The sequence below is a fragment of the Amycolatopsis sp. NPDC051373 genome, assembly GCF_040689465.1.
GTDB lineage: Bacteria > Actinomycetota > Actinomycetes > Mycobacteriales > Pseudonocardiaceae > Amycolatopsis.
The window spans coordinates 45,793-57,993 of record NZ_JBFBAE010000045.1; the positions used below are offsets into that span (position 1 = coordinate 45,793).

At 70.9% G+C, this 12,201-nt stretch carries 10 protein-coding genes and 1 pseudogene; 8 read left to right on the top strand and 3 right to left on the bottom strand.

Going from position 1 to position 12,201, the window contains the following annotated elements:
* Positions 1 to 23: 23 nt before the first annotated feature.
* The 7 genes and pseudogenes from AB0383_RS47465 to AB0383_RS47495 all read left to right on the top strand — a co-directional run.
* Positions 24 to 2,087, top strand: coding sequence for a hydantoinase/oxoprolinase family protein (locus AB0383_RS47465; protein ID WP_366191096.1), 2,064 nt, complete (start codon positions 24 to 26; stop codon positions 2,085 to 2,087).
* Positions 2,084 to 3,832: a hydantoinase B/oxoprolinase family protein gene (locus AB0383_RS47470; RefSeq protein ID WP_220238888.1), complete on the top strand. Its 1,749-nt coding sequence runs from the start codon at positions 2,084 to 2,086 to the stop codon at positions 3,830 to 3,832. The genes AB0383_RS47465 and AB0383_RS47470 overlap by 4 nt, the downstream gene beginning before the upstream one ends.
* Entirely contained in the window at positions 3,816 to 5,177 is a 1,362-nt protein-coding gene (locus tag AB0383_RS47475; RefSeq protein WP_366191098.1) for an MmgE/PrpD family protein, read from the top strand. Before AB0383_RS47470 ends, AB0383_RS47475 begins: the two co-directional genes overlap by 17 nt.
* A gap of 56 nt (positions 5,178 to 5,233) precedes the next feature.
* Positions 5,234 to 6,016, top strand: a complete 783-nt coding sequence (locus AB0383_RS47480) for a PaaX family transcriptional regulator C-terminal domain-containing protein (protein WP_364189121.1) — start codon at positions 5,234 to 5,236, stop codon at positions 6,014 to 6,016.
* An 11-nt stretch (positions 6,017 to 6,027) separates the two neighbouring features.
* Complete coding sequence (locus AB0383_RS47485; RefSeq protein WP_366191100.1) at positions 6,028 to 7,011, top strand: amidohydrolase family protein; 984 nt, start codon at positions 6,028 to 6,030, stop codon at positions 7,009 to 7,011.
* Between the two features lie 60 nt (positions 7,012 to 7,071).
* Complete coding sequence (locus tag AB0383_RS47490; RefSeq protein ID WP_366191108.1) at positions 7,072 to 7,611, top strand: peptidase inhibitor family I36 protein; 540 nt, start codon at positions 7,072 to 7,074, stop codon at positions 7,609 to 7,611.
* A gap of 107 nt (positions 7,612 to 7,718) precedes the next feature.
* A pseudogene (locus AB0383_RS47495) lies at positions 7,719 to 7,835 on the top strand (IS5/IS1182 family transposase); the annotation flags it as partial.
* A gap of 56 nt (positions 7,836 to 7,891) precedes the next feature.
* Here AB0383_RS47495 and AB0383_RS47500 read toward each other — a convergent pair.
* Positions 7,892 to 8,218 (bottom strand): hypothetical protein, encoded by a 327-nt coding sequence (locus tag AB0383_RS47500; protein WP_366191101.1) that lies wholly within the window; start codon positions 8,216 to 8,218, stop codon positions 7,892 to 7,894.
* An 11-nt stretch (positions 8,219 to 8,229) separates the two neighbouring features.
* Positions 8,230 to 9,384, bottom strand: coding sequence for a DUF1015 family protein (locus AB0383_RS47505; RefSeq protein WP_366191102.1), 1,155 nt, complete (start codon positions 9,382 to 9,384; stop codon positions 8,230 to 8,232).
* Between the two features lie 112 nt (positions 9,385 to 9,496).
* On the opposite strand from AB0383_RS47505, the gene AB0383_RS47510 reads away from it, so the two are divergent.
* A complete protein-coding gene (locus tag AB0383_RS47510; protein ID WP_366191103.1) occupies positions 9,497 to 11,020 on the top strand; it encodes an MDR family MFS transporter in 1,524 nt (507 codons plus the stop codon).
* On the opposite strand, the gene AB0383_RS47515 is transcribed toward AB0383_RS47510, so the two are convergent.
* Positions 11,017 to 11,907, bottom strand: coding sequence for a TIGR03854 family LLM class F420-dependent oxidoreductase (locus AB0383_RS47515; RefSeq protein WP_366191104.1), 891 nt, complete (start codon positions 11,905 to 11,907; stop codon positions 11,017 to 11,019). The two genes, AB0383_RS47510 and AB0383_RS47515, sit on opposite strands and share 4 nt — an antisense overlap.
* Positions 11,908 to 12,201 lie beyond the last annotated feature (294 nt).

A 12,201-nucleotide genomic window follows, 5' to 3' on the forward strand; every position in this document is an offset into this window, starting at 1 on the left:
GCTTTCCAGGAAAGAGGTACCCCGTGAAGCAGATCGCCGCCGACATCGGCGGGACGTTCACCGACCTGACCGCCGTGGACGAGCACGGCGTCTTCAGCACCGCCAAGACCCTGACCACCCCGCAAGACCACGCCCAGGGCGTGCTCGACGGGCTCGACAAGCTCGGGGCGCACCTGCCCGACACCGAACTGTTCCTGCACGGCTCCACCATCGCGATCAACACCGTGCTGCAGCGCGCCGGCGCCGCCACCGCGCTGATCACCACCGAGGGCTTCCGCGACGTCTACGAGATCGGCCGCGGCAACCGTTCCGAGCCGTACAACTTGTTCTTCGGCAAGCCCGACCCGCTGGTGCCCCGCCGGTTGCGACGCGAGGTGCGCGAGCGCGTGCTCGTGGACGGCAGTGTGCGCACGCCGCTCGACGTCGCCGCCGCGCGGGAGCTGATCACCGAGCTGAAGTCCTCGGGCGTGCAGTCCGTGGCCGTCTGCCTGCTGCACGCGTATGCCAACCCGGAGCAGGAGCTCGAGCTGGGGCGGCTGTTCACCGAGCTGTGGCCCGAGGCGTACGTGACGCTGTCGCACCAGATCATGCGTGAGTACCGCGAGTACGAGCGCACATCGACCGCGGTGCTCAACTCCTACGTCGGCCCGGTCGTGTCGCGTTACCTCGACTCGCTCACCACGCGGCTGGAGGCCCGCGGCTTCCGCGGCCGGCTGCTGATCATGCAGTCCAACGGCGGCATCATGTCCGTCGAGACCGCGCGGCAGAGCCCGGTCCGGATGATGGAGTCGGGCCCGGTCGCGGGTGTCATCGGCGCGTCGGCGCTGGCCGCCGGCCTCGACCTGCCGCGGCTGATCTCGTTCGACATGGGCGGCACCACGGCCAAGACCAGCCTGGTCAAGGACGGCCAGGTCGACATCAGCCCGGGCTACTTCATCGGCGGGTACGCGACCGGGCACCCGATGGCGCTGCCCGTGGTCAACATCGTCGAGGTCGGCTCCGGCGGCGGTAGCATCGCGTGGGTCGACCCCGCGGGCGCGCTCAAGGTCGGCCCCGTCAGCGCCGGTGCGGCACCCGGCCCCGCGTGTTACGGCCGCGGCGGCGACCGTCCGACCGTGACCGACGCCAACCTCGTGCTCGGCCGCCTCGGCGCGAGCCGGTTCCTCGGCGGCGAGATGCCGCTGGACAGCGCGGCTGCCGAAGCCGCGATCACGAAGCACGTCGCCGAACCGCTGGGCCTCGACCTGCTGGCCGCCGCGCGCGGGATCGTGACGATCGCCGACGCACAGATGTCGCTGGCCGTGCGCGCGGTTTCGGTGGAGAAGGGCGAAGACCCGCGCACGTTCGCGCTCGTGGCCACCGGCGGCGCCGGCCCGCTGCACGCCGTGTCCATCGCGCGTGAGCTCACCATCGGCACGGTCGTGGTTCCCGTGCTGCCCGGACAGTTCTCGGCCAAGGGCATGCTCTACTCCGAGGTGCGCCACGACCTCACGCGCACGCACCTGGCGAAGTTCGAACCGTCCACAGTGGAGCAGTACGCGATCACGCTCAAGGCGCTCGGCGCCGAGGCGTGGGCGCGGCTGCGGGCGGACGTCGGCGAGCCGGCGACCGCGCCCGTGCTGCAGCACTTCCTCGAATTGCGCTACCAGGGCCAGGAGTTCACGATTCCCGTGCCGGTGCCCGAAGAGGGACTGTCCACAGCGAACCACGCGGCCGTGCGGGCGCTCTACGACGAGATGCACAACCGGCTCTACGGCCACCACGCGTCGGACGAGACGGTGGAGGCCGTCGGTGTCCGCACGGTGATCTCGCTGCCGCTCGAAACGACCGCGGGCAACGCGGCCGAGGTCGAAACCGCCTCGGGCGAGCCGGAGCCGGTCGAGCACCGGCCCGTGGTGCTGCACGGCGGCGGCCCGGAACCCGTGTCCTGTCCAGTCTACGACCGTGAGGCGCTGCGGCCCGGCCACCGGATCACCGGTCCCGCCGTAGTGCAGGAAGCCACGTCCTCGGTCGTGTTCTACGCCGGCGACGTGCTCACCGTCGCGTCCGACCTTTCGCTCGTCGTCTCCGTGGGGAGCCCCGCATGAGGAACACCATCGACCCCGTCACGCTCGAAGTGGTCCGCTGCGCGCTCGTGGCGTACTCCGACGAGATGGCCACCGCGCTGCGCCGCGCCGCCTACAACCCGATGATCTTCGAGGTCCAGGACTACTGCGTGGGCCTGGTGGACACCGAGGGCGAGCTGATCGCCCAGAACCTCGGCGGCCTGCCGATCTTCCTGGCCGACCTCGGCGTCTCCGTGGCCGACGGCATCGAGCGCCACGGCCTCGAGGGCTTCGAACCCGGCGACGCGCTGGTGATGAACTACCCGTACGTCGCGGGTCAGCACCTCAACAACGTCGTGGTCTACACCCCGATCTTCGTCGACGGCAAGGTGGTGGCGTTCCCCGCGGTGCGCGCCCACTGGGTCGACATCGGCGGCTCGCGCATCGGCTTCGGCTCCACCGCCACCACCGACATCTACTCCGAGGGCCTGCAGCTGCGCTCGATCAAGGTGATGAAGGCCGGCGAGTGGGACGCCGACGTGATGCAGATCCTCAAGGACAACATCCGCATCCCCGAATCGTCGCTGGGTGACCTGCGCGCGGCCATCGCGGCCTGCCGCCTGGGCGAGCGTCGCATCGCCGAGCTGGCCGAGCGCTACGGCCTCGACACGGTGATGGCCTGCATCACCGAGATGCGCGATCAGTCGGAACGCTTGTCGCGCCACGCGGTCGCGCAGATGGCCGACGGCGAGTACACGGCGTCGGCGTGGATGGACAACGACGGCCAGGACCTCGACAAGCGCATCACGCTCGACCTCAAAGTGATCGTGAAGGGCGAAGAGCTCACGATCGACTTCTCCGACATCAACGAGCAGGTCAAGGGCCCGCTCAACTCCGGCAAGTCGGGCGGCGTCGCGGCCGCGCGAGTGGCGTTCAAAATGCTGACGTTGCCGACCCACCCGGTCGACGAGGGGTCCTTCCGCAACCTGCACGTGGTGCTGCCGGAAGGGAAACTGCTCAACGCCAAGTCCCCGGCCGCGCTGGGCCAGTGGAGCATTTCGCTGCCGACGGTGGTCGACACGATCATCCGCGCGCTGGCCGACGCGTTGCCCGACCAGGTGCCGGCCGCGCACAAGGGCGACATGTCCGGCTTCACCTTCCACGGCATCGACGAGAAGACCGGCTCGCGGTTCGTGTGCCTCAACATCAACGGCGGCGGCTGGGGCGGGCGCCCCGTCGGCGACGGCCCGAGCGCGTGCGTGTCGGTGTGCCAGGGCGACGTGCGCAACATCCCCATCGAGATCCAGGAAGCGCGTTACCCCTTGGTGTTCACGCGCCACGAGCTGCGCGCCGACAGCGGCGGCGCGGGCCGCCACCGCGGCGGGCTGGGCCTGGAGATCGACGTGGAGCCGCAGCAGGCGATGTTCACCAACATCGCCAACGAGCGCACGACCTGCCCGCCGTGGGGCCTGCGCGGCGGCCAGGCGGGCGCGGTCAACGACACGATCGTCACGCAGCCGGGCGGGCAGCCGGAGCACGTGAAGAAGCACACCGGGCTGGCGTTGCAGGCGGGGTCGAAGGTCACCTTCCGCACCGCGGGCGGCGGCGGTTGGGGTTCGCCGTCGGAGCGGCCGGCCGCGGACGTCGCCGAGGACGTGCGCGACGGCTTCGTGACGGCCGAGGCCGCGCGTGAGCTGTACGGCGTCGTACTCACGGCCGACGGGCGAGTGGACGAGCCGTCGACCGGCCGGCTCCGGGCCACGCAGGCAGATGTCGCTCGTCGGTGAGCTCGCCGCGCGGGCGCACTCGGCCGGTTCCCGGCCGGTGCCGCCCGCGGTCCGGGCCGCCGTGCGAGCCCATCTGACCGACGCCGTCGGTGCCATGATCGCCGGCCACACCACGCTCGCCGGCTCGGTCGCCGGGCTCGCGCACACCCTGTCCGCGGAGTACGGCGCCGCGCGGCGGACCGCGTTCCTCGGCGGGGTGTACGCCCACGGCTGGGAAGCGGGTGACATCCACCGCGGTTCGGTGCTGTGCCCGGGGTGTGTGGTGTTGCCGGCGACGCTGGCGGTGGTGCCCTCGGCCGCGTCGGCCGAGGATTTCGAGCGGGCCTTCCTGGCCGGCTACGAGGTGGCGCTGGCCGCGGCGGCCGCGATCGGGGGCGAAGGGCTGATCCGGCGCGGGTGGTGGCCGACGGCTCTGCTGGCCCCGCTCGGCGGCGCGGCCGCGGCTTCGGTGCTCCTCGATCGGCCGCTCGCCGTGACCGCGTCGGCGATCGCGCTGGCCGCGCAGCACGCGGGCGGGTCGATCGCGGGTGCGACGGACCGGGCGGACGGCAAGTACCTGCTGGCCGGGTTCGCGGCGGAGCGCGCGGTGACGGCGTTCCTCGCGGCCGACTCCGGCTGGACGGGCCCGCTCGACATCCTCGACGACCCGCGTTCGCCGCTGCGGCGTTCGGAAGGCGCCTTGCCGGAGCCGTTCCTGCTGCCGGAGACGAGCCTGAAGCCCCACGCGGGGGCGAAACACCTGCAGGGTGCGATCGACGCCGTGCTGTCGTTGCGTCCTGGGGACGGCTGGTCCCGCTCGTCGGTGCGTCGGCTGAGGTGCCTGTTGCCGGCGCAGCTGGCCGGGATCGTCGACCGGCCGCCACCGTTCGGCTCGGCGTTGAGCGCGTTGGGCAGCGCCCAGTTCGTGCTGGCCATCGCAGCGCTGCGGGGGCACTGCACGCCGTGGGACTTCGAGGACGACGCGCTGCGCGACGAGGCCGTGCTGGAGCTGGCACGGGTCGTCGAGGTCGGATCGGCCGACGACCTCACGGCCGCGTACCCCGCCAAGTGGGGCGCGCGGGTGGAAATCACCACCGCGGCGGGGGCAGTATCGGCGGATCGGCTCGACGCGCGGGGAGACCCGGGGAACCCGTTGCCGGACAACGAGATCGTGGGCAAATTCGTCACGCTGGCCGAGCGCGAACTGGGTCCGGCACGAGCCCGGATGGTCGCGGAGTCCTTGCTGGGCCCGGATCCCTCGACCGTGTCGGTGCTGCGCGAGCACGTGCTGCCGCTGCTCAAGGGTACGTTCGACAGGTCACCGGAGAACGCCGCGGCGGGCGTGAGAACAGGGGGTTCGTCCTGACCACCGACCGACCCGCACCCGACCTGAGCCGCGCGCCGACGCCACAGACGGTGCTGATGACGATGCTCGGCCGCTACTGCCTCGAGGAGAACCCCGAGATCGCCACCGCCGGGTACATCGACGTGCTCGCGCGGATCGGCGTGTCCGCGCACGCCACGCGGCTCACCGTGTCGCGGATGACCGAGCGCGGGCTGCTGGACCGCTCGCGCCAGGGCCGCGCGGCGTACTTCCGCGCGTCGGAGGTCGGGCTGCGGGTGGTGCGCGTGCAGCAGCAGCGGACGTTCCACGACACCGGCGAGGGGCCGCAACCGCCCGGCGCGTGGACGGTCCTGTGCTTCTCGCTGCCGGAGACGCACCGCAAGGAACGCCACCTGCTGCGGCGGAGCCTGGCGTGGGAGAGCTTCGGGCTGCTGCGCGACGGCGTGTGGCTCGCGCCGGGCGAGCGCGACGTGTCGGCCATCCTCGCGCAGCTGCCCGGCGCGGGCGTCGAGAAGCACGTCGAGGTGTTCACGGCGTACCCGAAGTTCGACGACGTGCAGGGGATGATCTCCCGCACGTGGCACCTCGACGAGCTGGCCGCGCGCTACGACCGGTTCCTGCGGTCCTGGGACGTGCCCGACCCCGTGCCCGAGGCGCTCGATGACCTCGGCCGCGACCTGATCCTGGCGTCGGCGTGGCGCCAGCTGCTGCGCGAGACCCCGCAACTGCCCGCCGAGCACCTGCCGGGCGACTGGCCGGCCGCGCGCTGCCACGAACTTTTCCGCACCCTGCACGAGAACTACCGCCCCGATGCCGACCGCATCTTCGCCGGCATCCTCGCCGAACACCGGATGAGCTGAGGAGAATTTCGATGCGCGTGGTGGACACCCACTTCCACTGGTTCCCCCGGTCCCACTTCGAAACCATGGCGAATCGCGGCTCGTTTCCCCGCACCGAACGCGTGGGCGACGGCTACCGGTACCTGTACAACGAAGGCCGCGGCTTCATCCCCCTGCCGGCCGTCTGGTTCGACCTCGACGCGGGCTTCTCGGCGTCTTTCTCGGCAACCGGCCCCGACACCGTCGTGGTCTGCACCACCGGCGTCCTGGCGGGCATGCTCGATCAGATGCCGGCGGAGGAGGCGCTGGACGAGGCGTACGCGTACAACGAGGAAATCGCTCGTGCGCAACGCCTGCACCCGGGCCGGTTCTTCGGCACGGCCGCGGTTCCGTTGCAGGACACGGCGACGGCGTTGAAGGTGCTGGACCACGCGGTGGGTTCGCTGGATCTGCGCGGGGTGAACCTGCCTTCGATGATCGGATCGGAAACCGTTGACGCTTCGCGCCTGGAGCCGTTTTACGAGCGGGTCGCGGAGCTCGACGTCCCCCTCATCGTGCACCCGACGGACCTCGCCTTCAACGAAGTCCTCACCGGCTACGCGGACGGCATCCAGCGGTCCATCGGCCGTCTGCTCGACTCCAGCGTGACGGTGCTGCGCCTCATCTTCAGCGGCATCATGGAACGCCACCCGACGCTCCGCGTCGTCCAGACCCATGCCGGTGGCCTGTTGCCCTACCAGGCCGGGCGCATCGACAAGAACGCCCGCATCGAAGGATTGCCGCGGCTGCCTTCGGAGTATTTGAAGCGGGTCTTCGTGGATACTGTCGCACCTCAGTCGTTGACCATCCGCACAGCGCTGGAGTACTACGGCCCCGACAACATCCTGTACGGCACGGACAACCCGTGCTGGAGCCCCCAGGCGGCGGTGTCGGTGCTGGACGAGTCGGCTTTGTCGGATGAGGTGCGGAGGAAGATCTACTCGACCAACGCGGAGTCGGTGTTCAGGCTGACGTGAGTCTCACCGCGGACCCCGGACGGTGAATCTCTCATCGAAAGGTGGTCGCATCGGGTGAACATGACACCGAGCGCTCCCCAGCAAAAATCTTCGCGTGCCAGAATCCTGACGGATTCCGCGCACACGGCGCACGAAGGCCAAGGCGCCGACCGCGCCGCCGTCGATGGGGAGGATACCTTGGGAAACAACGGAAAACGCCTGTTCCAGGGGTTAGCGGCAACAGCCGGCGCTGTCGCCCTGCTCATGACCGTGCCGTCGGCGGCCAGCGCAGCCCCAGTCCGCAACGGAATTTGCGAGGTCGGCGAATTCTGCCTGTACTACGGCTACGATCTATCCGGATCAGTGTCGGACTTCACCACGTCGATTCCGAATTACGGGAGTTCCCAGCCGGGTTGCTACGAATTCAAGAGCGACGGCGTTGGCCAGCATCAGTGCGTGAAGAACAACGCACTTTCGGCATTCAACCAGACCAAACATGTGGTCAAGGTCTACTACAACAGCAACTACGGGGGTATCTCCGTCACCTTCCAGCCCGGTGAAGCACGAGACGGAGGCCTGGGCCCGCTCGACCGAGAGAACGCCTCGCACAAGTTCTTCTAGGGCGCGACCGGTAAGTGGTTGTGATCGTCAACGACGACGCCATCGACGGTCGCGGGCTGCCGATGTGGTTCCTGCTGACCCCGGGCCAGACCGGAGACAACCCGCAGCGCGATGACCAGATCGCCCGCCGCGCGGCCACAGGCTCCCCCGGCGGGCACCCACCCGCCTTCGACGCCCAGGTCTACAAGCAGCGCAACGTGGTCGAACGCTGCGTCAACCGGGTCGGGTGACGGCGACGTTGCTGCCGCATCCCTCGACATGAGCCAGTTGCGCAGAGCCCTCACTCCCCCGAGTCGACAACCCCCTGATGTTCCCCGCCCGTATCGAAGAAGCGGGTCACGTAGTCCTCCGGCGGGAGTGGGCTGTCGCGGAGCAAGGAGAAGACCTCGGCGCCAGGCGAAAGCTCGCCCGACTCTCTCAACGCGTAGGCCTGGACGAAGTCGACATAGGTCACCCCGTTGTCCGAGGCATAACGACCAGCCTCGCGCTCCTCCAATTCGATGGCGGAGGCGAGGCTGGACGCGCGCCAGAGGGTGATGCGTTCTTCGAAGGGCGAGCCACGCCACGAGTTCCACTGGAAAACGCAGCGGACGGCGTACCACTCCATCGTCAAACCCCTCAGATCTCCGCCAGAACCAGCCCACCCCGAGGCTTCGGAGTGAAGTAAGTCGCCTTCCGGGGCATGCGCAAGCCCGCCGCGTGGACCTTCAACACGGTCGAGAACTCGACGGGCGCCAGCTGCACCACCGCGTCGGCATCAGCCGGTGCAGGGCGGCCCGCCGGCAAGGGCTGCACGTGCGGTCCGTCCAGATCCAAACCGAGAGCCTCATCGAACAGCAGCCGCTCCACCACGGCGTGATCGATCGTCAGCTCGTCGGCCGGAGGAAGCACCACCCGCAGCGTCGACGACCGAGCCAGCACCACCGCCGAACCCGAAACAGCGGGCGGAGTGCCGTCGAGGACCTCCGAAACCTCCAGCCCCACCCCACGCCAAGCCGAAGCCAACGCATCGGACGTCAACCCCGTCCCCGTCAGCACGCGGTGGATGGCCCCGATCCGCAACCGCGGCCCGCCGGTCACCAACGCCAGCAGCGCACCCGTCTGCGCAGCCGCGGCTACGCGGTGATTCCCGTCGGCGACCAGAAGATCCGCAGCCGACGCGGCCCCCACCAACCGTTCCTGCAAAGTCCCCGACGGAACCACCCACAGCTCGTGCCGGCGCCCCGACTGATCCACAGTGGACACGTCCGGCGGCCCCAGTCCCGCGCACGCCGCCTCCACCGCCGCGGTCAGCGCCTCGCCGCCGGACGACGGCACCAGCAGCGCCGCACTCGTCGCGGTGCCCAGCCCGGCCAGCACCGCGGCGCGCTCGGCCACCACGTGTGGGTAGACCTCCTCCGTGTGGCGCACGTGTGACCCGCCCGCCGTCAGCTCGCGGACGTCGACCAGGCACAGCACGCCCACCGCCACACCGTCCGGGCCCGAGATGCGGTACGGCGCGACGAACCCCGCCACCGACCGGTAGTGCCGCGCCCGGATGCGGGCCAGCGCGGCCCGCGCGGAAGGCAGCGCGGCGGCCAGGTCGAGGCCCCGCTCCAACGCCGCAGGCGTCCGCGCCGGGTGCTGCACCGCCAGCAGCGTGTCGCCCGCCGCGCCGGGGGACGCGAGGGCCGTGACCACCGCGTCGGGCTCCGCGAACTCGTCGACGTCCGGGCCCGGCACCACGCCGCGCACCACCCACCCGCGGCGGATCGGCCGCACCCACGTGTCCATCCCCTCATCATGGCTGGCCCGCCAAGGCTGTCCGACGGTCACTCGTTCGTGAAATGCTTACCCTTGCGAAACAGTTGTCCCGGCCCCTGGGAACCCCGAGGAGACCCCGCCGATGAGCACCCCCGCCGAGACGCCGGCGCCCACGAAAAAGGCCGTCGGCCTGCGCTCCGAACGCGGGCCGGTGCTCGCGGCGGTGATGCTGAGCACCGGGCTGGTCGCGCTCGACAGCACGATCATCGCCACGGCCGTGCCCTCGGTGGTCGGCGACCTGGGCGGATTCTCGCAATTCCCGTGGCTGTTCTCGGTCTACCTGCTCACCCAGGCGGTCACCGTGCCGCTCTACGGCAAGTTCGCCGACGTCCTCGGCCGCCGGCCGGTGATGTTCTTCGGCATCGCCGTGTTCCTGCTCGGCTCGGTGCTGTGCGGCGCGGCCTGGAGCATGCCGGTGCTCATCGCCGCGCGCGCCCTGCAGGGCGTCGGCGCCGGGGCCGTGCAGCCGATCAGCATGACGATGGTCGGCGACCTGTACACCGTCGAGGAACGCGCCCGGGTGCAGGGTTACGTGGCCGGTGTGTGGGCCGTCGCGTCCGTGCTCGGCCCGGCACTGGGCGGCGTGTTCTCCGAGTTCCTCAGCTGGCGCTGGATCTTCTTCGTGAACCTGCCGCTGGGCGCGATCGCCGCCTGGATGCTGTACCGCAAGTTCGCCGAACGCGTCGAGCGCACGCGCCACCGCATCGACTACGCGGGCGCCGGCCTGCTCATCACCGGCTGCACACTGCTGATCCTGGGGCTGCTGGAAGGTGGTGTGGCCTGGGGCTGGGGCTCGGTGGTGGGCGTGCTCATCTTCGTCGCCTCCGCGGCGGCGCTGGTCGGGTTCGTGCTGGTCGAACGCCATGCGGCCGAGCCCGTGCTGCCGCTGTGGGTGTTCACCAGGCGCACCCTCGTGGGCGGCACGCTGGTGGCCCTCGTCGTCGGCGCGACCCTGATGGGGCTCAGCTCGTTCCTGCCGACCTACGCGCAAGGCGTGCTCGGCCACGACGCCCTCACGGCCGGGTTCGCCCTGGCCGCCCTCACCGTCGGCAGGCCGATCGCCGCGTCGCTGTCCGGACGGCTCTACATGCGGATCGGGTTCCGCGACACCGCGTTCATCGGCGCCGGGCTCATCATCGTCGGCGTCGTGCTCACCACGCTGCTCGGCGAGAACACCTCGCTCTGGAACGTGGCCGGCGCCGCGTTCGTCGTCGGCGCGGGCCTCGGCCTGGCGTCGAGCCCCACGATCGTGGCCAGCCAGTCGAGCGTCGGCTGGGAACGCCGCGGCGTGGTCACGGCCACGAACATGTTCGGCCGCTCGCTGGGCAGCGCGCTCGGCGCGGCGGTGTTCGGCGCGATCGCCAACTCCACCCTCGCCGACCGCTTCGCCCACCCGCCCGCCGCCGTCGCCGGGCGCCTGCCCGACAGCGCCGACGCGACCAGCCTCGTGCTCGGGCGGAACGACCACTCGGCGGCCGCGGAGTACGTGCGCCAGTCGCTGACGGGCGCCACGCACAACGTGTTCGTGGCGATCGCCGCCGTCGCCGCGCTCAGCATCGTCGCGCTGGCCCTGATGCCGCGCAAGACGGAGCAGCTGCAGTTCTAGTTCTGGAGCGGCAGCAGCTCGCGGTGCAAACCGTCGAGGAACCGCCGGTAGTCGCCCGAATGCCCGGGCCGGATCACGAACTTCGACAGCCCCGCGTCGATGTGCTGCTCCAGCAGGCGCCGCGCCTCGGCCCAGCTCGTGGCCACGAGCTCGGTCACGGGCGTGCCGGGCCGACGCTTCGCGGCGACCTCCAGCATCCGGTCGGGCACCCCCTCGCTCGCCACCAGCAGGCTGAGGCCGAAGTGGTCGGGCTCGATCTCGCGCCCGGCCTCGGCGGCCGCGTCCTGGATCGCGATGCGCGCGGCTCGCGCCTGCTCAGGCGAGTGGAAGCTGCCGAGCCAGCCGTCGGACAGGCGCCCCGCGCGGCGCAACGCCGCGGGCGCACTGCCGCCGAGCCACACGTCGAGGCGTTTGGCCGGACGCGGCCCGATCGTCACGCCGTCGACCTGGTAGAACTCGCCGGCGAAGTGCACGTCGTCCTGCTCCAGGAGCAGCCGCAGCAGGGTGAGGGCCTCGTCGAAAACCGCCGCGCGCGGGCCGGGCACGGGGAACAACGCGTGCTCGGCTGCGTTCGCCGGCCGCAACCCGAACACCGGCAGCACGCGCTTCGGCGCCAGCCCGGCCAGCGTCACCAGCTGCTTCGCCACGAGCACCGGGTGGCGGCCAGGCAGGATCGCGACGCCCGTGCCTACCTTGAGGTTCGTGGTGCGCGCGAGCGCGTGCGCCATCCCGATCAGCGGGTCGGCCTCCGGCGCGTAGACCAGCTCCGAAAGCCACAGCGAGTCGATTCCGGCCGCCTCCAGCGTCTCCGCCAGCCCCGCGAACTCCGCGGGCCCGGTCCCCGGCGCCGGCGCCACCCCCACCCGGATCTTCAGGTCCTCGCCCACCCGTGCTCCTTCCGCAGTCGTCCTCAAAGCCAACACGCGAAGGCCCGCCCGGTATGCCCGCAGGAAGAAGGCCCCCTCCCGGATGGGGGCCGGAAGGAGGCCTTCTGCCCGGTCGGGCCGGTGTCCACGCCGGCCGCGTTCCGAGCCCGCTCATCGTGGAAGAGGGACGTACAAGAGCCGTATATTTTGCTGGATCTTTGGCCTCGGCTCCGCCGAGGCGTGCGAGATCGCCTTTGAGCCGGCTTCCGGATGGGGCGGTCGGATCGGCCGGGGGCCGATCGCACCGCCCCATCC